Here is a 20,683-nt window from a genome sequence, read left to right on the forward strand (position 1 = left end):
TAAATACGGATATTTCTAGATTAGAAAGATTCTAACTTGTATAATAGGAAAGAAGACTAAAAAAAAGCTTCTAGCTAAAAGAACACTTGGTTCAAATAGCTAAAAGCTTGTATTGGTTGCGGAAACAGGATTTGAACCTGTGACCTTCGGGTTATGAGCCCGACGAGCTACCGTGCTGCTCTATTCCGCGGATTATGTATATGACATACAAAGTTAAATAATCAACAGTATCAAGTATTAATTAGATTTTATGTTTTGTAAGAAATGTGGATGGGGTACTAGGATTCGAACCTAGGAATGACTGCACCAAAAGCAGTTGCCGTACCACTTGGCGATACCCCAAGAAAATATGGTTTAAAAATGGAGCTGGTGAAGGGAGTCGAACCCCCGACCTGCTGATTACAAATCAGCTGCTCTAGCCAACTGAGCTACACCAGCATCCAAAAATCGTTTAATTAAAAACGCACGCATTATACACTTTTAATTCGATGGTGTCAAGAGAGGGACTCGAACCCTCGACCTCCGGCTTATGAGACCAGCGCTCTAACCAGCTGAGCTACCTTGACGTTTAAAAAATTGGTTGCGGAAACAGGATTTGAACCTGTGACCTTCGGGTTATGAGCCCGACGAGCTACCGTGCTGCTCTATTCCGCGTTATAAATAAAAGATCATTTAATCAATCAAGATTAACCGTGGAGCGGGAGACGAGACTCGAACTCGCGACAGTCTGCTTGGAAGGCAGAAGCTCTAGCCAACTGAGCTACTCCCGCATCACTTTTGGTAAAATAATAAAAACTAAATAGCATTACCAAATCTATTTAATAGTGGAGCGGGAGACGAGACTCGAACTCGCGACAGTCTGCTTGGAAGGCAGAAGCTCTAGCCAACTGAGCTACTCCCGCATAAAAATGTACTGAAATACATTTTTAAATCACAAAAAATGAAAACTATTTACTTAAAAATAGTGGTGGGTCATGAAGGACTCGAACCTTCGACCACTCGGTTATGAGCCGAGTGCTCTAACCAGCTGAGCTAATGACCCAATGGCGGACAGTGAGGGATTTGAACCCTCGGTACCGTTACCAGTACGTCTCCTTAGCAGGGAGGTGGTTTCAGCCAGCTCACCCAACTGTCCGCTGTTTCCGTAATTTTACTTTCATAAAATCAGGACGGAAATTATAATACTACATCACTTAAAACATACTTAAAAGACAAAGAGATCATTAAATATTTTTTAATATCTCTTCAACTACATTTTTTGGATTAGAAGATTTATATATTGGTCTTCCAACAACTATGAAATCAACAAGGTTTTTTTTAGCAAATGCAATATCAGCAACTCTTTTTTGATCACCACTGTCTTCACCAAAAGGTCTAATTCCTGGACATAGAGTAATAAACTCTTTTGAAGTATTATTTTTTATATCAAAACTTTCATAAGCAGAACATACAACTCCATCAACACCTGAATTATATGTATCAATTGCAAATTGTCTTGCTTTTGTTTTTATATCTTCATTATAAATTGCTTTAAAAGCATCATTATCAAAAGAAGTAAGTGCAGTTACAGCTAAAACTAAAGGTTTATTTGGAATATCTTTAATTCTATTCATAACAGTACTCATAGCTTCTACGCCTGAACTAGCATGAACGTTAAACATATCTACTAAACCAAAGTTTGCAATCTCTTGGGCTGCATCTGCCATTGTATTTGGTATATCATAAAGTTTTAAATCTAAGAAGATTTTAAAATTAGGATTAATAGCTTTTATTTTTTCTAAAAATGATTTTCCATCTCTAATGTAAGTTCTAAATCCAACTTTTAACCAAACATCAAAATCTTTTATTTGTTTTACTAGTTCTAAATTTTCTTCAGCACTTGATAAATCTAAAGATACACATAATTTCATAGCATTACTCATAAATTAAGCCTTTATAACTTTATCTAATAATCCATTTACAAATTTTGGAGCACCATCACTTGCTAATTTTTTTGATAATTCAATTGCTTCATTAATAACGATAGCTTTTGGTAAATCTTCAAATAATATTTCATAAATCGCAAGTTTTAGAATTGATTTTTCAACAGAACCAATATCTTCTAATGTTCCTTGATTTAAATGTGAAATAATTTCTTTATCAATAGCTTCAATATTTTGTATAGTTCCATTAAAAAGTTTTAAAGCAAATTCTTTTTGTTGATTTCTAATTTTTTTATCTTCTAAAATTTCATCAACAAATTTTACAATACCTTCATTTCCCAAATCGTAAGCATACAATAACCCAATTACAGACTCTCTTGCTTGTGTTCTTGTTGCCAAATTACTTCCCCATTTCGCTATATAAATCTAGCATTTCAATAATAGTAACCATAGCTTCTGCACCTTTATTACCAACTTTAGAACCAGCTCGCTCAATTGCTTGCTCAATTGTATCAGTTGTTAAAACTCCATTTGCAACAGGTTTACCGTGTTTAATTCCAACAGTTGCAATTCCTTTTGTAGCTTCAGCTGAGATATAGTCAAAATGAGGAGTAGCTCCTCTTATAACTGCACCAACACAACAAATTGCATCATATTTTCCACTTGCAAGTGCATTTTCTAATGCAAAAGGGATTTCAAAAGCACCTGGAACTAAAATCAAATCTAAATTATCATCATTTCCTCCATGTCTTTTAAATGCATCCCTTGCACCTTCAACCAATCTATCTGTTATAATATGATTAAATCTTCCATTTATAATAGCTACTCTTTCAGTACCTTTTAATCGCAAATTACCTTCAATAATTTTCATTTATTTCTCCAAAAATATGTGTATAAGGATTAATTATATCCTAAAGCCTCTTTAATAGCAAAAATGTCACTTACTGTTTTATATAAGTCTTCGATTTTTAGCATATTTGGTCCATCACTAAGTGCAGCACTTGGGTTTTCATGTGTTTCAAAGAAAAATCCATCAACTCCAACAGCAGCAGCTGCTTTTGCCATATATGGAACAAATGAAGAGTTTCCACCTGTTGTTCCACCTGTGCTTGGAATTTGAACACTATGTGTTGCATCAAAAATTACAGGAGCATATTTTCTTAATAAAAGCAGATTTCTCATATCAACAACTAATGCACCATATCCAAAAGTATTTCCTCTTTCACAAAGCCAAACTCCAGCTTTTTCAGAAGTCTCATAAGAAACTTCTGTTATTCCTCTTGTATTTAGAATTTTTTCAACTGGATGTTTCATTGCATCAGCTGCTAAGAATTGTCCTTTTTTAATATTTATAATTGCAGGTGTTTTAGCTGCTGCTACTAATAAATCAGTTTGTCTACATAAAAATGCAGGAATTTGTAAAATATCCATTACTTCACCAGCAGGTGCTGCTTGATATGATTCATGAATATCAGTTACAACTTTATATCCAAATTGCTCTTTTATTTCTTGGAATAGCTTTAATCCCTCATCAAGTCCTGGGCCTCTAAAAGAGCTTATACTTGTTCTATTTGCTTTATCAAATGAAGCTTTAAAATAAAATTCAACTCTTTTATCTTCACTTAATGGTTTTAATTTTTCAGCAATTCTCATTACTGTATCTCTATCTTCTAATACACATGGTCCTGTTAAAATTTTCATTTAATTCCTTTAAAAATTGTTCGTTTTTCTTTACCTGTTATTGCATAATAAAATTCATAAGCATTTTGACAAATATATTCTATATCATCTTTTGCATGATTATCGCATGCCAATAAAATTTTATCGCCTATTTTAATTTCATTTTCCCATTCAGGGGTTAATATTATATCATTTTCTCGTTGAAGTAACAAAGGAACAATATTATTTCTATGTTCTTTATTATGTAAAGATATTCCTAATAAACTTAAATACGCTATTTCTTCTGACTTTAAATAATTAAAAATTTGGGGAGTTGTACTTTCACTTATCTCAACTTCCAAAAGAAGTGGCTTAGCATCGATTTCTTGTAAAAGCTTACTAACTAGTTTTGATGCCCATTCATTGTCTTTTTTTATAATCATCTTTAAAAATTTATCACTAAGTGGGTTTACTAAAGCATTTGTAACTTTATTTACCAAAATCTTAGAAGGTGTAAAAATATGATTTATATTTGCATTCTTAAATAAAAAATCATCCAAAATATCATTTTCTCTAACTATGGTTACAATATTAGGATTTAACTTTTTAGCCGTTGCTAAAATAGATAAATTAGTAGTATCATCTTCAGTTGCTGCAACTATTGCAACTGCATTTTCTATTCCAACATTTAACAATAACTCTTTGTCATCTGCATTTCCGAAAACTAAATGAGATATTTCATCTGGAGTAAATTTTCTATCTTTATTTTTATCTAATTCAATCAATTTAACTTCCACATTGGTATCTGTTAATTTTTCAAAAATCTTTCTTCCCATTCTTCCATATCCACATATAATATAAAGACCTTTGGGAAAAATCGGTAAAGTTGCATTTAAATCATCAATACCATATAACCATTTTTCAAGTTTAAATAGATTTGGGGCAGAAAGTGCCATATTAATTTCTGATGAAATAATTGAAAAAGGATTAATAACAACCTCAGCATTTAGATCTTTTAAATTCTCCGTATGATTTGTAGTTGTAGATTTAACAGCAACTTTGATGTTTTTATTTAATGTTTTTGCAATTAATGTAATCTTCAAATTTAAAGCATCGTCTTCCAATAGAGATACTATTGCTTTACAATTTCTTTTATTTAAACCTGCTACTTCTAAAACTTTTACAGAATAGTTTTCACTAAATAATACAGGTACTGTTGGTGTAAAATTTTCTAAAAGTAAATTATTTATTTCCATTTTATCTTTTGTTATCACAACTGTTCGTAAGCCTTGATTAAGAGCTTTTGTAATAATTTTTCTTGTGATTTGGTTATATCCAAGAACCACAATAAATTTTTCATTTAGATTTTTTATTTGTCTTAAAAATTTTGTTTTTTCTATTTCTTGTAAAAATAGTTGATCTTGCAATAAAGTAAGTAATGAACCAATACTATAAAACCATCCTAAAACCGTTAAATATGTTGAAAAAGTAACCCAAATTCTTTGAGTGTAAGTAAAAGGGTAAGGTAACTCACCAAATCCTATTGTAGTTGCTGTATACGAAATAAAATAAAAAGCATCAAAAATAGTCATATGATAAGTATTTCCATTTAAATCCATACCTGGAATTAAAAGGAAGCCTATCATTGAAATAGTATATGTTATTAATATTACTAAAAATGGTTTCCTCATTTTTTGTAATATTATAAATAAAGAATTATTTCTCAATATATTTACCTATTCTATCTCTTAGATTTTAGTGTATCACCAACATAAAGTGCTACTGAAGTTATATTTGCTAATAATGCTCCACCTGATAAAGAAACAACAACTGACATAACTGAAGAATCCATAGTAGATGAATAAGCAACAACTGTCCAAATAATAGCTGCTGTGATTAATTGAATATCAGCTACTAATGAAGTTGCTAATAATACAGAACCTAACTGAGTCTTATCACCCAGTTTTAAAATTGTAGCAATTAAGTTTATTATTATTGCTGCAAATAATTCATATTTACTATGGCTTTCTATAGATTGAATATCTCCATAAAAAAATCCAAAATTTAAAGTCATTGCAAGGATTATAAAAAATCCTGAAATTACTTTATCTAAGTTCATGGTATTCGTCCTCCAAATCTTTTCCTAAATCTAATTTTCTTTTAAATACTTCATCTATATTATCATGCACTCTTGAATCTTTATCTAAAAATAGTAATCTATGTTTATTTAATTGATTAATATTTTTAAGTCCCATGATTGCTAATAAACCTTTTACATTTTTTAAAAGATTTTTATGATAATTTGCCACATAAGTAGCATGTCTAAATACAAAATATTTTCTTCTTTTACTCTTATTTTGAGTTGCAAGTCCAACTGGACAATCACGACCTGTTGTACCTGAACAATAACGTGCCCTAATACATCCAGCACTCATCATAAATCCCCTTGCAATTTGCAAGAAGTCAGCTCCTAAGCTCATAATAATTACAATATCATCAGGTGTTAAAATCTTACCACTTGCAACTAGTCTTACCTTATCTCTTACTCCATAATCTATTAAAACTTTATTTACTAAATAAACAGAATCTCTAACATTAAGACCTACTCTTTCCATCATTTCAATTGGAGCCGTTGCACTTCCACCACTTCCTGCATCAATTGTAATATAATCAGGATAAGCATCATTTCCTTGATCTATTCTTTTTTTAATCTCTTTAGCATATGGTTCAATATTTTCAATATCTGAAATTACGATTTTAATACCAACTGGTTTTTCAGATAACTTTTGAAGTTTTCCAACAAAATCAAATAATTCTTCAATAGAATTCGCATATGGAAATCTATTTGGTGAGAATACGTCTTTATACGCTTCAACGTTTCTATAATATGCGATTGCTGGAGTTACTTTATGCCCTGCAAGTTTTCCACCTGTTTGTTTTGCACCTTGAGCCATTTTGATTTCAGTCATTTGACAAAATCTCATAACTTTTTGATATCTATCAGGATCAAAATTCCCTTCTTTATCCCTAGCACCATAAAGACCTGAACTAATTTGGAATATAATATCAGGCATATCAGATGGAACTTCTTTTGGGAAACTTTCTAAAGGAGCATCCCAATTTGGTCTATAAAAAACTTTACTTTTCATATCTAAAATATAAGTTTCTGCTTCTGGATCATTTTTAAAAACTAATTTTCTATATACATCAGCAGCAGTTGAACCATTAAAAAAGAATTTAACATAGTGTTTTATTTTTTTCTTTAAAGGCGTACTATCTACTATTTTCATATATGCAGAATCATAATTAACATGGGTAACAAAAAAGTTAGAGGTTACACCTCCTTCTCCTGAGTTAATAGGAAAACCACCAATTTGAGATCCTTGAACAAAAGCTCTTGTTCCTTCAGGAGAAATAGAACCATCACTCATAGCAGATCTAGCAATTATACTTTTTGCGGTATAAGGTTTTTTTCTTCTTTCACCAAAAGTTACTTCAAATTTATCTTCAACTTCATTATCATTTAAAACAATATTTGCATGTCTAATCATAAATTTTGGTTTTGGTAAAGGCTGAGATGGTGAAAAAGATGCATAATTTGGCAAATCTCTTGCAGCTTTATAAACCCAATCAAGTTTATCTTTTGATTCATAAAACTTTTCATCACCAAAATATTGTCTAAAAGGTTCTCTGGCTTCTTCAAATACATATCTTAATCTTCCAATAATTGGATAATTAACAAGTAACTGATGTTCTCTTTGTACATATTTATCATGAATATACCAAGCAATCATAATGATTGCAAAAATAATCCAAAACTCTTCCCAAAATGTAAAATCTTCTAAAAAACTCATTTTATTCCTTTTTACTTGATACTAACAAGCCACTTAAAATTATCAATAGTATACCAAAAACTATTGAAATACTAGGAAAGTTGTCTCCTAGTATTAGTCCAAGAATTATTGAGAAAAGTATGTTGCTATAAGATATTGTTCCAATAATTCCAGCTTTTGCACAAGCGTAAGCTTTTGTCATGTAAATTTGGGCAAAAGTAGCAAAAATACCCAATAAAATAATATATATCCAATCATTAGCCTGGGGCATTACAAAAGTACCCAACATAAAATCTAAAGACTCATTTGAATAGAAACTTGAAATTATCATTAAAATCAAAGGTCCAATTGTTCCAACAGTCATAAAAGATAAAACTATAGCTCTTGAATCATAATAATTTCTAAGCTCTCGCACAGATGTATAAGCCAAAGCAGCCCCTACTCCTGAAAGTATTCCTAAATAATCTGTTTTTTCTAAAGAACTTCCATCAAACTCTGTTATAAATACAATTCCTATGAAACCTACAAAAACTCCAAGCCAACCTTTTATTCCTAGTTTTTCTTTTAGTAAGAAATATGCAATAATTGCTGTAAAGATTGTAGATGTTTTTGAAAAAGTCATTGCTTCCCCAAGTGAAATCTCTGCAATATTATAAAAGAAAAATAATAAAGCTATAAAACCCGCCATTCCTCTAAATACCAATAACCAAAACTTACCACCTATTTGCTTTAAAGGTGAATTATATATTGATATTAAAATTAAAAAAACTCCAAATATATTTCTAAAAAAAACAACTTCTACAGAACTCATAGAATCACTAAGTTCTTTTGCAGCAGCTCCCATAAATGCAAACAATACAGATGCATAAAGCATATATTGAATACCTTTATTTACTTGATTTTCCATAAAACCCTTTCATTATAAAGTGGCAATTGTATTTATAATCCTATTAAAAAAAGATTATTAATGCTTTTCATATTAAAGCAACTTTTAGATATTATATTAGCTATATATAAATATTTGTGGGGTAACATGGAATACTTAAAAATTGTTGGGGGAAAAGATATTTCTGGAAGCGTAGAAATATCAGGAGCAAAAAATGCAGCCCTCCCTTTAATTGCTTGTACTATTTTAGGAAAAAATGAAATTACAATTGGAAACTTGCCAAACGTAGTTGATATCAATACTTTTTTAAAATTAATCAAAAAACTAGGTGGTAGTTTTGAAAAAGATAATCATACTGCAAAAATCAATACAACAACAATAAATAATACAACAGCTACTTATGATATTGTAAAAACAATGAGAGCTTCTATTTTAGTTTTAGGACCAATTCTTGCAAGATTTGGACACTGTGAAGTTTCACTTCCTGGTGGTTGTGCAATTGGACAAAGACCTGTTGATTTACACTTAAAAGCTTTAGAACAAATGGGTGCAAAAATCGAAATTTTGCACGGTTACATAAGAGCTACTGCACCAAATGGATTAAAAGGCGCAAAAATTGTATTTGATAAAGTTACAGTTGGTGGGACTGAAAATACAGTAATGGCAGCAGCATTAGCTCATGGAACAACTACAATAATAAATGCAGCAAAAGAGCCTGAAATTGTACAACTTTGTGAAGTATTAGCAAACTCAGGAGTAAATATTCAAGGTATTGGAACTTCAAAAATAATTATTGAAGGAACAGGACAAAAACTAATAGATATAAAACCTTTTGATGTTATTCCGGATAGAATTGAAGCTGGAACTTATATGTGTGCAGCAGCAATCAAAAATCAGAAATTAAAAATTGATAAAGTTGTTCCTTTACATTTAGAAGCAATTATCTCAAAACTTGAAGAGATGAATTTTGAAATTTTACAAGATGAAAACAGTGTTACAATTCTTCCTACAAATGAAATTAAACCTGTAAATATCATTACAACAGAGTATCCAGGATTTCCTACAGATATGCAAGCTCAATTTATGGCATTAGCAACTCAAGCAAATGGAACTAGTACAATTGATGAAAGACTATTTGAAAATAGATTTATGCATGTTAGTGAACTTTTAAGACTGGGAGCTGATATTCATTTAAATGGTAATACTGCAACTATAAATGGTAAAAAAGGAACTCTAAATGGGACTGATGTAATGGCTACAGATTTAAGAGCATCATCTGCTTTAGTTTTAGCGGCATTAGTTGCTGATGGAGAAACAAATATTCACAGAATCTATCATCTTGATAGGGGTTATGAAAACCTTGAAGGGAAACTTTCAAAAATTGGTGCTGATGTAAAAAGGTTTACAGAATAGGACATTTTTTTAATGATAAGTATAAAAATCATATACTTATCATTTTTTTTAAGTATAAATTAAATAAAATCTAACTAATTACAAAAAAGGCTACTATTAATGAAACTAGAAATCTCTTTATTCAAATTTGATAAAAATTCAGACTATTTACCATACTACACAAAACATTTTTTGAAAATAGAAGATGAAAAAAATATCTTAGATATATTAAAAACCATAAACAAAACAGCAAAATTTGGTTTTAAAGATTGTGAAAATTTTGATTTAGTTATAAATGGTGTTTATGTAAAAGCATCTATTAAATTAGAAGAAATTTTAGAAAATTTTGGAAAAGAACTTACAATTGAACCTATTTCAATTAGAAGGGCAAATAATGATTTATTAATTGATGATAATGACTTTAAAGATAAAATCAATGTTTTAAAAGAATTTATTGATGAAAATGATATAGTAAATTATTCTAAGTTAAAACAATATTATTATGCTTCAAACACCCTAAACTACAATAATGATTATATTGGTGATTCAGTGCTAATTTTTGCACATGATTTAATAGAACAAAAACCAGCATATGAAAACTATATACTTCATGCTCTAAATGAAGTTGAAATTGGTGCACAATTTCATACTAATTTAGAAAATAGAATTTATAATTTTGATTTATCAATTGAAGAAAAAATAAAAAATATTCAGAAAAAATTAGATTTATTTGAAGAATTACCTAAACAAAATTTTAGAATCAATAAAACACTAATTATTGATTTTGGGGATTTTGAAGATAATTATGAAATAAAACATGATTTTAAAGATTTTAATATTGCATATTATCCTTCAAAAAATAATGAAAAAACTCTAGAGTTATTAGAAAAATTAAATGCAAAGATTTTAAATCTTGATACTTTAAACCTTGATTTAGCAAAAAACACATTTAATAAAAATCCAAAGATTACATATTGTGTAGCTTCAACAATATTATTAGATGCTTTTGATACAAATGCTGATTTTTTATTAGTTGATACAATTGAAGACTTCTATATCTTTGATTACAATAGAAAACAAATTGAGAAAATTTCAGGAAGAGAAATCATATTGCCTGTAATTTATATAAATGAGCTACAAAAACTAGCATCAGGTAAACATGATGAAGCTAGAAAAACACTTGAAAAACATCAAATAAACCCAGAAATAATATAATGAAAGAAATACCTTGCGATTAGAATTAGATTTTGTTATTTATGCTAGTTTATTAATTGCTGCATTATTACCATTATATATTTATAGAAAAAGAATATTCCGTGCTAAATACAGTGATAATGGATTTTCTTTTTTTATAAAAGACTTAAAACTGCATATGTCAGAATATCATCCTAAAATAAAAATTGATTATTCAATAATTGAAAAAACTCAAAATGAACTAGATTTAAGAGTAAGAGAAACAATTATTGTTGAAAATATTGTTACTCAATTCTTTAACTATAAATATGAAAAAAGAACACAAGAATCTATTCCAAGAGATAAACTCTGGTCGAATTACATTGAAAAATCAAATTCAAATCCTAAATACCCAAATGATTGGACACAAAGAAAAGAAATATCATGGAAAAGAGATGATAAGTCTTGTAACAGATGTGGAACAAAAATCTCTCTAGAAGCTTCTTATACTTGTTTTGTCCAAGATATAAAAGATGGAGGAGGATACAATATTGAAAATATTATAATCTTATGTTCTGATTGTAACAAGGTTATAAATTCTACAAATCCAAAAAATACAATCAGTTCTCTTTCTTTAAATGATTCCTTAATGGTGTATGTAAAATCTTAATTAATTTAGTATCCTAATATCTCCGCAACTCTTTTTTCATGTTCTGTTTGACTATCATCTTTAGTAGTTTTATTATCTGTATTTTCTAGTTTTTCTAATTTCTCAGTTAGAGCTATTATCTTTTTCTCTCTATTTTTTGCATCTATTTTCTTTTTTAATGATTCTTCTTTTAATCTTACTAAACTATCTGCTAAGTATTTGTCTTCAAGATTCTTAAGTTCACTTAACTTATTTCTAACAAAAGTTATATCTTTTGTTTTTGGAATTAAATAAGGAGTTACAATAACTACTAAGTTGTTTTTTTCTGTATTATTTACAGTATTTTTAAACAATTCCCCAAATAAAGGAATATCCCCTAATATAGGAACTTTTTGATTTGTAGATTCAATCTTATTTTCTATTAATCCACCAATAATTACACTTTCTCCATTATTTAGAATTGTAGTTGTTTTTATTCGTTTCTTCGAAGTATCAGCATTTCCACTTATTGTTTGAGTTGTTTTTACTCCTTCTAAAATTGTTTCAATTTCCAAAGTAACTTTTGTATCATTTGAAATTCTAGGTTTTACTTTTAATGTTAATCCAACATCTTCCCTTTCATAGTTTTCTTTTATTGTTCCACCATCAGTTACACTTGAAGAAACTTTTATTGAAATTGTTTCTCCAACATAAATAGAACTTTCTTTATTATTTATAGCTAATATAGATGGTTCTGACACAATATCTAAAGCTCCATTTTGTTTAAGTAGATTTAATGATGCTCCTAGTGCTAAACCTGAAGTTAAGTCAGGAATTATTAAGCCATCAATAAATAAAGAAGGAATTTCGCCATTATTCAAACTTGAAGAGAAACTTGATAAAACATTACTACTTGCACGTGCACCAAAAATTCCATACGAAACACCAATTTGATTTACTAAATCATCATTTACTTCTATAATTCTAGCTTGAACATATACTTGAGTTTTTTCTTTATCCAATTCTTTAATTAAACTATCTATACTAGATATTTCGTCAGGAAGGCCCATGATAATAATAGAATTTGATTCTATATCCAATGAAAAGAGAGGTTTATCAGCAGAATTAATAAACTCTCTTTTATTAATAATTTCATCTAGAATTTTAATTACATTTGTAGCTTCAACATTTTTTAAAGGGAAAATTCTAATCTCTTTTTTTCTTGAAAGACTACTAATATCAATTGATTTAATATGCTTAGATAATATTTCTAGATTTTTCTTTTGACCAATTAATATTAAAGAATTACTGTATCCATTTTCAATTATTACAGTTTTTTCTTCTTGATTATTCATCATTGTTAGAGAAATTAAATCTAAACTTTTTTTAGCATCACTTGCATTTATATTTTTTAACTTTATTATTAAATTCTCTTTTTTTAACATTGAAGACTTTACTACTCTTAATATATCCTTCTCACTTACTAATGAATAACCTTTTTCCTCTAATACTAAATCTAGTATTCTAATTAATTCATTTTTTGATACTTCTTTATTAGGAATAAAATCAGCAGTTCCTTCTATTTCATCTGTAAATAATATGTTTTTATTTATAACTTTTGATGTAATCTTAATTAAATCACTTATTTTTAGATCTTTGAAATTTATATTTATCTTATCATTTGCATTAATTACATAATTGAAAGAAAAGATAAAAAAAAGTACTAATAATACTTTCATATAACAACTCCTTGATATTTATTTTTAAATTAAATAATATTAAAAGTTACTATACTACTAAAATATTTCTTGAAAGTAAAGCTTTAAGCTCTTCAAATTGCTCAATTGTTAGTTCAATTTGCAAATTTATTTGATTTGTAAACTCTTTTGATTTTATATTTATATTTTCTTGACTTAAAAGATATTCAAGTTTTGATAATTCAGAATAATCGCAAATTAAAGTTTTTGTTATTAGTTTTTGATACTCAACAAATGAAGCTATTTTTATAACTTCATTTACACTATCTCCATAGGCTCGAACTAATCCACCTGTTCCTAGTTTTATTCCACCAAAATATCGCACTATTATTACAGCTGTATTAATTAGTTCATTTCCAGCGAGTACTGCAAGGCTTGGTTTTCCACTTGTTCCTTTTGGTTCTCCATCGTCACCACTATTTTCTACAATTTGCTCAAATTCATTTAAATATCTATATGCATAAACATGATGTCTGGCTTTTGGATGCTCATTTTTTAGTCTAATCATTACTTCATCAAACAAATCATACGGCATTAAATGAGCTATGAATTTTGATTTTTTTTCTTCGAAAGTGCAACTAAACTCTTTTTGAACAAACTTCAACTATAATTGCCCCCATGAGATTGGATTTATATTTAACAAAAACCTTTAATATTCAAAGCAGAAACAAAGCTTGTGAATTAATAAAATCAGAAAAAGTTAAAATTGATGGAATGATTATATCAAAACCATCTTTTAATGTGGAAGAAAATCATATAATAGAGCTATTGGAAGATGATTTTTATGTATCACGAGCTGCTTATAAACTTAAATATTTTTTAGAAGAATTACCAGACTTTATTTTGGAAAATAAAAATGCCCTTGATATTGGAAGTAGCACAGGTGGATTTACTCAAATACTTCTTGAAAAGAATGTTAAAAAAGTAACTTGTGTTGATGTTGGCTCAAACCAACTTCATGAAAGAATAAAATATAACCCAAAAATAAACTTTTTTGAAAATACAGATATTAGAAATTTTAAAAGTGAAGATATTTTTGAAATAGTAACTTGCGATGTTTCGTTTATTTCTATTTTACATATTATAGAAGATATAAATAGATTATCTTCAAAAGATATTATAATACTTTTTAAACCACAATTTGAAGTTGGAACAAATGTAAAAAGAGATAAAAAAGGTGTGGTTAAAGATAAAAATGCAATCATTAATTCAAGAGAGAAATTCTTAGATTACACGCAAAATTTAAAATGGAAATTAAATTACTCATCAATGAGTAAATTACAAGGAAAAGATGGAAATGAAGAAGAGCTCTTCTATTTTAGTAAATAAAAATACAATCACTTCAATAGCTATTGGGGGATTTGATGGAATGCACAGCGCTCATCAAGAGTTATTTAAAAACCTTGATGAAAATGGTGCGATTTTATCAATAGAATCAGGTTATGCAAACTTAACTCCTAAAAGATATAGACAAGAATATAGTATTTATCCTATTTATTATTATGTATTAGAAAATATTAGACATCTAGAAGGTGATGAATTTATTAAACTAATAAAAGAAGAATTTCCAAATCTTAAAAAAATAGTAGTTGGTTTTGATTTTTGTTTTGGGAAAAATAGAAAATATTGTATAGAAAAACTAAAAGATTTGTTTAATGGTGAAGTTTTAGTAATTGATGAAATAAAAATAGACGAAATTCCTGTTCATTCAAGAATAATAAGACAATATTTAAAAGATGGCAATATAAAAATGGCAAATAAACTTTTAGGGAAAGAGTATAAATTATATGGTCAGCAAATAAAAGGACAAGGATTAGGAACTAAAAGTTTTGTGCCAACAATAAATCTAAAAGTAGATGAATTCTTACTTCCTCAAGAGGGAGTTTATATCACAAAAACCATTTTAGATAATAAAGAATATAAGTCAATAACTTTTTTAGGACATAGGGTTACAACAGATGGATCTTATGCAGTTGAAACACATATTTTAGATGAAAACATTACAAATGATAATTATACCACTCAAGTAAAATTTTATGAGAAAATTAGAGATAATAAAAAATTTGATAATTTTGAGGACTTGAAAAAACAAATTTTTGATGATATAGAATTAGCAAAAAACTACTTTAAATAAAGAAATATTTATTAAATTTATGATTATTAATATTTATTAATATGCATTTAGATAAAATATCTACCATGGTAGATAAAGTATTTAAAAAATCAATTATAAAACAGTTTGAATTTGATGAAGAAGTAGCATCAGTATTCGACGATATGTTAAATAGATCAGTTCCTTTTTACAAGGAGATGCAAAGATTATCAATAAATTTTGCATGCAATTTTTTAGAAGAAAATGACAAAGTGTACGATTTAGGATGTTCAACTGCATCAACATTGATAGAACTAAGTAAGCATTGTAAAAATAATCTAAAACTAATTGGTATTGATAACTCAAGTGCAATGTTAAATCGAGCTAGTAAAAAAGCTAAAGCATTTGGAGTTGAAATAGATTTAGTAAATGCTGATTTACATGATGTTTCTTTTGATGATGCAAAACTTATTCTTTCTAATTATACTTTACAGTTTATAAGACCGCTTCAAAGAGAAAAATTAGTAAAAAAAATATATGATTCATTACAAAATAAAGGTATTTTTATTTTTAGTGAAAAAGTGATATCTTCAAACTCAACTTTGAATAAACAAAGCATTGATGAATATTATGAATTTAAAAAAACACAAGGTTACTCAGAATTTGAGATATCTCAAAAAAGAGAAGCTTTAGAGAATGTGCTAATACCATATACAGAAGAAGAAAATAAAAAAATGATACTAGATGCTGGATTTACTCATTGTGAAACAATTTTTAAATGGGTAAATTTTGCTACATTTATTGCAATAAAAAAATAAATTAAGGATTTATATATGTTAAAAATAGGCGAAATTGCTCCTAGTTTTTGTGCAGCTAATCAAGATGATGTTGAAATTTGTTCAAGAGATTTACAAGGAAAATGGATAGTTTTATATTTTTATCCAAAAGACTTAACTCCAGGATGTACAACACAAGCTTGTGACTTTACAGATAAACACTCATCTTTTGATGATTTAGATGCTGTTATTTTAGGAGTAAGTCCTGATGATACTACAAAACATAGAAAATTTATTGACTCAAAAGATTTAACAATAACTTTATTATCTGATACAAGTAAAAAAATGTGTGAAGATTTTGGAGTTTGGCAACTAAAAAAATTTATGGGAAAAGAGTTTATGGGAGTAGTTAGAACTACATTTATAATTGACCCTGATGGTAAACTAGCTGCAATTTGGCCAAAAGTTTCTGTTAGAAAGAAAAAAAGTGTAAAAGGTGAAAAAATAGAAGTTTTACACGTAGATGAAGTGAAAGAAAAACTTCAAGAATTACAATCAAAATAATTAGGAATAACGATGACAAAAATATTTAATAAGATTTTATTGCTTAGTGCTACATGCCTTCTTTCAAGTAATTTACTTGCACAAGAAACAGTATGTTTTAAGAATAATGTAGAAAAACCTTCTTTAATTGAAAATACAGCTTTAGATGGTGGTGTTTGTAATGGAAACCTTTCATTAAATCAAATGAAAAAAGATGGATGGAATGTTTTAGACATAAAAATCACTCCTAGTGAAAATAAATTTAATTATAGTTATTATCTAATAAAAAATGATAATCAAAATATAGCATTAAACAATTCAAATGATTCTAAATACAATGTAGAGAACAATTTTTCTGTTAAACCAATGGGAACAAAAATTGAAAATATTGATGATAATAAAAGTACAATAAATATTGGAAATTTGATCATTGGTCAAACAGGCATTGTAGTTCATATTTATGATAATGACAAAAGATTAATTGTATCAAATGCAAAAGTAATTAGTTCAAATAGTAACTCATCGATTGTAGAATTTTTTAAATTTGATGATTTAAAACAAGATGCACTTCCTACTACGAAAAGAATGGTAGAAAAAGGAGATGTTTTAGTATTAAATTATATGTATAATTCTTCTTTATTAATTACTCCTACACAAGATACATTTCAAGCTGTAAGAAATAATTTCAAATTAAATAACTTCATACATTCTGATATATTTGCAGCAAAATTAAAAATAAATAATAAACCTTTCCCAACAAAAGAAGATTTTCAAGAGTTTGCAATTGAGCAAAATCTAGGAACAATATTTTATGTTTTAAATAAAAAAGTTTATATTTTAGATACAAAAACATTCACAATTTTAGATACTTATCCTCTTTCTTATGATGAGAATGAAACTAAAATGCCATTTTATACAAGAGTTGAAGAAATCGAAAGTTCAATACTTGATTTCTCATTTTCTGACTTATTATTCTTTAATGATAAAAAAGAGTTAAGTTATGATGAATATTATGAAGAAATTCTAGGATTAAAAAAATGATTCAACAAGAACATTTAGATTACGTTACATCTATTGTAGGTAGCGAAAATGTTAAAAGTGATAAAGCTCACTTAATTGCATTTTGTTATGATGCCACAAGAACTAGATTTGAGCCAGATGCTGTTGTTTTTCCAAGAAATGAACAAGATATTTCAGATATATTAAAATATTGTAATGAGCATAAAATTGTAATTGTTCCAAGGGGTGCAGGTTCTGGATTTACAGGTGGAGCACTTCCATCAAATGGCGGAATTATTCTTTCTCTTGAAAGACATATGAATAAACTTCTTGAAATTGATATGGAAAATATGGTAGGAGTTGTTCAACCAGGTCTTATTAATATGGAGTTCCAAAAAGCAGTTGAAGCCGTTGGATTATTTTATCCTCCAGATCCAGCAAGTGAAGAGTATTCAACGCTTGGTGGAAATGTTAGTGAAAATGCAGGTGGTATGAGAGCTGCTAAATATGGTATTACTAAAGATTATGTAATGGCTTTAAGAGCTGTTCTGCCAAATGGAGATATCATAGTTGCAGGTAAAAAAACTATCAAAGATGTTGCTGGTTATAACACAGCTGGTATTTTAATAGCAAGTGAAGGAACTTTAGCCATTATCACAGAGATTACATTAAAACTAATTCCTAAACCAAAATTCAAACAAACTTACATGGGAGTTTTCCCTAGCGTTGATACAGCAATGACGGCAGTGTTTAAATCACTAGCAGCTGGAGCAAATCCTGTTGCAATGGAATTTTTAGATGCACTTGTAATTAAAGCATTAAAACAAAAGTTCCCACAAATTTCACTTCCTGATAATGCAGGTGGAATTCTTGTAGGTGATGTTGATGCTAGTTCTTTAGCAGAAATCGATTCACAACTTCAAACACTAAAAGAATCTTTTGCAGCAAATGGTTCAACTGAGTTTATAATTGCCAAAGATGAAGAAGAAGGTAAAAAACTTTGGTTTGCAAGACGAAATGCAAGTCCAGCAACTATGATTTATGGAACTAAAAAATTAAATGAAGATATTTCAGTTCCAAGAAGTAAATTACCAGTTGCCCTTGATGGTATTTATAAAATTGGTGAAAAGTATGGCTTCCAAGTTCCTTGTTTTGGTCATGCAGGAGATGGAAATATCCATGTTAATGTAATGGTAAAAGATAAAACAAATGAAAAAGAGATGGAAGATGGACACAAAGCTATTGAAGAAATTTTTCAATATGTAGTTGATTTAGGTGGAACATTAAGTGGCGAGCATGGAATTGGAACTTCAAAAGCTCCTTTTATGCATATTGCTTTTACGGAAGCTGAAATGAATCTATTTAGAAATATTAAAAAAGCATTTGACCCAAATAATATTTTAAATCCATTTAAAATGGGATTATAGTTATTCAATGAATGAGATAGATAATAAAGATGGTTTATTTAAAAAGGTACTAAAGGTTGTAGATTCATTTTTTAATGATGATACAACTTATTATGCAGCCTCATTAAGCTTTTTTACTATCTTTTCTATTCTTCCTATTATTGCTTTATTAATAGCATTTATTTCAAACTTTTCAGAGTTTGAAAGCTATTTAGAAATATTTACCTCATATATTTTTAACATAATCAACCCTACACATTCAACTGAAATAATAGACGCACTAAAGAACTATATATCAAATTCAAACAAACTAGGTCTACTAGGTACTGTTTATATGTTATTTGTATTTATAATGTTTTTTAAAGATTATGAATATATTGTAAATAAAATACATAAAGCAAAAAGAAAATCAATTCATATTTCTTTTTTATTTTATTCTGTTTATTTAATAGTTTTACCAATCTTATTTATAGTATTAAACGTAATTATGTCTATTTATAACAATAATATACTAAATAATATATTTTCATATGTCTTTGCATGGTTAATATTTTATTCTTTATTTAAATTAAGTGTAAACAAAACTATAGATAATAAAGCTGCTTTAATCTCATCCTTTATTACACTATTAGTTTTATCTATTACAAAAAATTTGTTTGTATATTATGTTGTCTATAATAAAACATATACAACAATCTATGGCTCTCTTGCAACACTATTATTTACTTTTTTTTGGATTTATATTTCATGGATTATTTATTTATACGGAATAAAAATGTGTCATAAATTAAATATTAAATATCTTATAAAAAAAGATTAATAATTTTTAAGTATAATAGCATATGAATAAATTATTAATACCTATATTATTTCTTGCTAATAGCTGTTATGCCAATACAAATGAAGAAACTAACAACTTATCGTATCTCGAAACTGCTTTAGTAAAAGTAAACAAAAATAGCAGATATGCAAAGCCTGTGATTTTAAATTCACAAAATAAAAGACAAAATAATTTAGTACCAAAAGTAAATAATGACTTTAATTTATTGATAGATTCTCAAGGAGAAAGAGAATTGAGATATATTTTTGAGAAACCTTATAGAAATAATAACTCTCTTATAAATTTTGGAATATCTTTTAAAGATAAAGCATATAAAAATATAGATTTTAAAACAAGACTTGGATTAAAATTAAACAATAAAATAAATCCTTTTATTCAATTGACAACAAACAAAACTTGGAAAAATATATATGGTGTAGATTATGCTCTTGGTCAAATATTAAAAAAATCAGTAAAGAAAAAAGCAGAGTATAGAAGCTATTTAAAACTAGATAGAAAACTAAATGATAAATACTCTATTCATAACTACAATGAATCATACTGGCAAGATACAGAAGTTGATTATGTAGATATAAACTCTTCTCTTTATCTAAAACAAAAACTAACTAGAAAAAGTAACTTGATATATAAAATTGGTTTAAAAGCTAATGATTCAGAAGGTAGACAAGAAATAAAGAACTATGGAATAAATATAAAATATAAAATAGCTATACTTTAATATAGAACTACAATATCTCTAAAAAACAACAAACCCCATACCAAGACTAAGTAAAATA

Annotated in this window: 21 protein-coding genes and 9 tRNA genes; 11 read left to right on the top strand and 19 right to left on the bottom strand. The window is 27.8% G+C overall.

Annotation, left to right across the window (positions count from 1 at the left end; genetic code table 11):
* Positions 1-113: 113 nt before the first annotated feature.
* The 17 genes from AACT_RS12180 to AACT_RS12260 form a co-directional block, all read right to left on the bottom strand.
* Positions 114-190, bottom strand: a tRNA-Met gene (locus tag AACT_RS12180).
* A gap of 77 nt (positions 191-267) precedes the next feature.
* Positions 268-342, bottom strand: a tRNA-Gln gene (locus AACT_RS12185).
* Between the two features lie 19 nt (positions 343-361).
* A tRNA-Thr gene (locus AACT_RS12190) sits at positions 362-438 on the bottom strand.
* A 51-nt stretch (positions 439-489) separates the two neighbouring features.
* A tRNA-Met gene (locus tag AACT_RS12195) sits at positions 490-566 on the bottom strand.
* An 11-nt stretch (positions 567-577) separates the two neighbouring features.
* Positions 578-654: transfer RNA gene (locus AACT_RS12200), tRNA-Met, on the bottom strand.
* A 39-nt stretch (positions 655-693) separates the two neighbouring features.
* Positions 694-770 (bottom strand) — tRNA-Gly (locus AACT_RS12205).
* Positions 771-825: 55 nt separating this feature from the next.
* Positions 826-902 (bottom strand) — tRNA-Gly (locus AACT_RS12210).
* 63 nt (positions 903-965) lie between these two features.
* Positions 966-1,042 (bottom strand) — tRNA-Ile (locus AACT_RS12215).
* Between the two features lie 2 nt (positions 1,043-1,044).
* Positions 1,045-1,135 (bottom strand) — tRNA-Ser (locus AACT_RS12220).
* Between the two features lie 88 nt (positions 1,136-1,223).
* Positions 1,224-1,922, bottom strand: coding sequence for an orotidine-5'-phosphate decarboxylase (pyrF, locus tag AACT_RS12225; protein WP_172127254.1), 699 nt, complete (start codon positions 1,920-1,922; stop codon positions 1,224-1,226).
* Positions 1,923-1,925: 3 nt separating this feature from the next.
* On the bottom strand, positions 1,926-2,321 hold the full coding sequence (nusB, locus tag AACT_RS12230; protein WP_172127256.1) for a transcription antitermination factor NusB: 396 nt from the start codon (positions 2,319-2,321) through the stop codon (positions 1,926-1,928).
* 1 nt (position 2,322) lies between these two features.
* On the bottom strand, positions 2,323-2,793 hold the full coding sequence (gene ribH / locus AACT_RS12235) for a 6,7-dimethyl-8-ribityllumazine synthase (protein ID WP_172127258.1): 471 nt from the start codon (positions 2,791-2,793) through the stop codon (positions 2,323-2,325).
* Positions 2,794-2,822: 29 nt separating this feature from the next.
* Positions 2,823-3,623 carry a 3-deoxy-8-phosphooctulonate synthase gene (kdsA, locus tag AACT_RS12240; RefSeq protein ID WP_172127260.1) on the bottom strand — a complete coding sequence of 267 codons (801 nt, stop codon included), beginning with the start codon at positions 3,621-3,623 and terminating at the stop codon, positions 2,823-2,825.
* Positions 3,620-5,308, bottom strand: a complete 1,689-nt coding sequence (locus AACT_RS12245) for a potassium channel family protein (protein ID WP_172127262.1) — start codon at positions 5,306-5,308, stop codon at positions 3,620-3,622. Before AACT_RS12245 ends, kdsA begins: the two co-directional genes overlap by 4 nt.
* Before the next feature lie 14 nt (positions 5,309-5,322).
* Positions 5,323-5,700 carry a DUF6394 family protein gene (locus AACT_RS12250; protein ID WP_172127264.1) on the bottom strand — a complete coding sequence of 126 codons (378 nt, stop codon included), beginning with the start codon at positions 5,698-5,700 and terminating at the stop codon, positions 5,323-5,325.
* On the bottom strand, positions 5,687-7,435 hold the full coding sequence (locus tag AACT_RS12255; protein WP_172127266.1) for an FMN-binding glutamate synthase family protein: 1,749 nt from the start codon (positions 7,433-7,435) through the stop codon (positions 5,687-5,689). Before AACT_RS12255 ends, AACT_RS12250 begins: the two co-directional genes overlap by 14 nt.
* 1 nt (position 7,436) lies before the next feature.
* Positions 7,437-8,321: a DMT family transporter gene (locus AACT_RS12260; RefSeq protein ID WP_172127268.1), complete on the bottom strand. Its 885-nt coding sequence runs from the start codon at positions 8,319-8,321 to the stop codon at positions 7,437-7,439.
* A gap of 126 nt (positions 8,322-8,447) precedes the next feature.
* Between AACT_RS12260 and murA the strand changes: the two genes are divergently transcribed.
* From murA to AACT_RS12275, 3 genes are all read left to right on the top strand, one after another.
* Positions 8,448-9,713, top strand: a complete 1,266-nt coding sequence (gene murA, locus AACT_RS12265) for a UDP-N-acetylglucosamine 1-carboxyvinyltransferase (RefSeq protein WP_172127270.1) — start codon at positions 8,448-8,450, stop codon at positions 9,711-9,713.
* Between the two features lie 99 nt (positions 9,714-9,812).
* On the top strand, positions 9,813-10,907 hold the full coding sequence (locus tag AACT_RS12270; protein ID WP_172127272.1) for a DUF5644 domain-containing protein: 1,095 nt from the start codon (positions 9,813-9,815) through the stop codon (positions 10,905-10,907).
* 13 nt (positions 10,908-10,920) lie between these two features.
* Complete coding sequence (locus AACT_RS12275; RefSeq protein WP_172127274.1) at positions 10,921-11,535, top strand: HNH endonuclease; 615 nt, start codon at positions 10,921-10,923, stop codon at positions 11,533-11,535.
* Between the two features lie 5 nt (positions 11,536-11,540).
* On the opposite strand, the gene AACT_RS12280 is transcribed toward AACT_RS12275, so the two are convergent.
* The gene (locus AACT_RS12280) at positions 11,541-13,232 is read right to left on the bottom strand and encodes a type II secretion system protein GspD (RefSeq protein ID WP_172127276.1); all 1,692 of its coding nucleotides are present in this window, start codon (positions 13,230-13,232) and stop codon (positions 11,541-11,543) included.
* Positions 13,233-13,281: 49 nt separating this feature from the next.
* Positions 13,282-13,854: a YigZ family protein gene (locus AACT_RS12285; protein ID WP_172127278.1), complete on the bottom strand. Its 573-nt coding sequence runs from the start codon at positions 13,852-13,854 to the stop codon at positions 13,282-13,284.
* Positions 13,855-13,868: 14 nt separating this feature from the next.
* Between AACT_RS12285 and tlyA the strand changes: the two genes are divergently transcribed.
* The 8 genes from tlyA (at position 13,869) to AACT_RS12325 (ending at position 20,625) form a co-directional block, all read left to right on the top strand.
* Positions 13,869-14,579 (top strand): 23S rRNA (cytidine-2'-O)-methyltransferase TlyA, encoded by a 711-nt coding sequence (gene tlyA, locus AACT_RS12290; protein WP_172127280.1) that lies wholly within the window; start codon positions 13,869-13,871, stop codon positions 14,577-14,579.
* Positions 14,548-15,384: a bifunctional riboflavin kinase/FAD synthetase gene (locus tag AACT_RS12295; protein WP_172128689.1), complete on the top strand. Its 837-nt coding sequence runs from the start codon at positions 14,548-14,550 to the stop codon at positions 15,382-15,384. The genes tlyA and AACT_RS12295 overlap by 32 nt, the downstream gene beginning before the upstream one ends.
* A gap of 65 nt (positions 15,385-15,449) precedes the next feature.
* Complete coding sequence (gene cmoA, locus AACT_RS12300; RefSeq protein ID WP_172127282.1) at positions 15,450-16,160, top strand: carboxy-S-adenosyl-L-methionine synthase CmoA; 711 nt, start codon at positions 15,450-15,452, stop codon at positions 16,158-16,160.
* A 15-nt stretch (positions 16,161-16,175) separates the two neighbouring features.
* Positions 16,176-16,682: a thioredoxin-dependent thiol peroxidase gene (gene bcp, locus AACT_RS12305; RefSeq protein ID WP_172127284.1), complete on the top strand. Its 507-nt coding sequence runs from the start codon at positions 16,176-16,178 to the stop codon at positions 16,680-16,682.
* Positions 16,683-16,694: 12 nt separating this feature from the next.
* Positions 16,695-17,702 carry a plasminogen-binding N-terminal domain-containing protein gene (locus AACT_RS12310; RefSeq protein WP_172127286.1) on the top strand — a complete coding sequence of 336 codons (1,008 nt, stop codon included), beginning with the start codon at positions 16,695-16,697 and terminating at the stop codon, positions 17,700-17,702.
* Positions 17,699-19,087: an FAD-binding oxidoreductase gene (locus tag AACT_RS12315; RefSeq protein WP_172127288.1), complete on the top strand. Its 1,389-nt coding sequence runs from the start codon at positions 17,699-17,701 to the stop codon at positions 19,085-19,087. The genes AACT_RS12310 and AACT_RS12315 overlap by 4 nt, the downstream gene beginning before the upstream one ends.
* 7 nt (positions 19,088-19,094) lie before the next feature.
* A complete protein-coding gene (locus tag AACT_RS12320) occupies positions 19,095-19,886 on the top strand; it encodes a YihY/virulence factor BrkB family protein (protein WP_172127290.1) in 792 nt (263 codons plus the stop codon).
* A 22-nt stretch (positions 19,887-19,908) separates the two neighbouring features.
* Positions 19,909-20,625 carry a hypothetical protein gene (locus AACT_RS12325; protein WP_172127292.1) on the top strand — a complete coding sequence of 239 codons (717 nt, stop codon included), beginning with the start codon at positions 19,909-19,911 and terminating at the stop codon, positions 20,623-20,625.
* The last annotated feature ends 58 nt before the right edge of the window (positions 20,626-20,683 follow it).

This window comes from Arcobacter acticola, assembly GCF_013177675.1.
Taxonomy (GTDB): Bacteria; Campylobacterota; Campylobacteria; order Campylobacterales; family Arcobacteraceae; genus Aliarcobacter; species Aliarcobacter acticola.

What these genes read in the sequence shown, in the direction of transcription:
- AACT_RS12310 (WP_172127286.1), top strand. Translation starts at nt 16,695, where the DNA reads ATGACAAAAATATTTAATAAGATTTTATTGCTTAGTGCTACATGCCTT.
- AACT_RS12260 (WP_172127268.1), bottom strand. Translation starts at nt 8,321, where the DNA reads ATGGAAAATCAAGTAAATAAAGGTATTCAATATATGCTTTATGCATCT.
- pyrF (WP_172127254.1), bottom strand. Translation starts at nt 1,922, where the DNA reads ATGAGTAATGCTATGAAATTATGTGTATCTTTAGATTTATCAAGTGCT.
- AACT_RS12320 (WP_172127290.1), top strand. Translation starts at nt 19,095, where the DNA reads ATGAATGAGATAGATAATAAAGATGGTTTATTTAAAAAGGTACTAAAG.
- murA (WP_172127270.1), top strand. Translation starts at nt 8,448, where the DNA reads ATGGAATACTTAAAAATTGTTGGGGGAAAAGATATTTCTGGAAGCGTA.
- ribH (WP_172127258.1), bottom strand. Translation starts at nt 2,793, where the DNA reads ATGAAAATTATTGAAGGTAATTTGCGATTAAAAGGTACTGAAAGAGTA.
- AACT_RS12255 (WP_172127266.1), bottom strand. Translation starts at nt 7,435, where the DNA reads ATGAGTTTTTTAGAAGATTTTACATTTTGGGAAGAGTTTTGGATTATT.
- AACT_RS12250 (WP_172127264.1), bottom strand. Translation starts at nt 5,700, where the DNA reads ATGAACTTAGATAAAGTAATTTCAGGATTTTTTATAATCCTTGCAATG.
- AACT_RS12315 (WP_172127288.1), top strand. Translation starts at nt 17,699, where the DNA reads ATGATTCAACAAGAACATTTAGATTACGTTACATCTATTGTAGGTAGC.
- kdsA (WP_172127260.1), bottom strand. Translation starts at nt 3,623, where the DNA reads ATGAAAATTTTAACAGGACCATGTGTATTAGAAGATAGAGATACAGTA.
- cmoA (WP_172127282.1), top strand. Translation starts at nt 15,450, where the DNA reads ATGGTAGATAAAGTATTTAAAAAATCAATTATAAAACAGTTTGAATTT.
- AACT_RS12280 (WP_172127276.1), bottom strand. Translation starts at nt 13,232, where the DNA reads ATGAAAGTATTATTAGTACTTTTTTTTATCTTTTCTTTCAATTATGTA.
- tlyA (WP_172127280.1), top strand. Translation starts at nt 13,869, where the DNA reads ATGAGATTGGATTTATATTTAACAAAAACCTTTAATATTCAAAGCAGA.
- AACT_RS12325 (WP_172127292.1), top strand. Translation starts at nt 19,909, where the DNA reads ATGAATAAATTATTAATACCTATATTATTTCTTGCTAATAGCTGTTAT.
- bcp (WP_172127284.1), top strand. Translation starts at nt 16,176, where the DNA reads ATGTTAAAAATAGGCGAAATTGCTCCTAGTTTTTGTGCAGCTAATCAA.
- AACT_RS12295 (WP_172128689.1), top strand. Translation starts at nt 14,548, where the DNA reads ATGAAGAAGAGCTCTTCTATTTTAGTAAATAAAAATACAATCACTTCA.
- AACT_RS12270 (WP_172127272.1), top strand. Translation starts at nt 9,813, where the DNA reads ATGAAACTAGAAATCTCTTTATTCAAATTTGATAAAAATTCAGACTAT.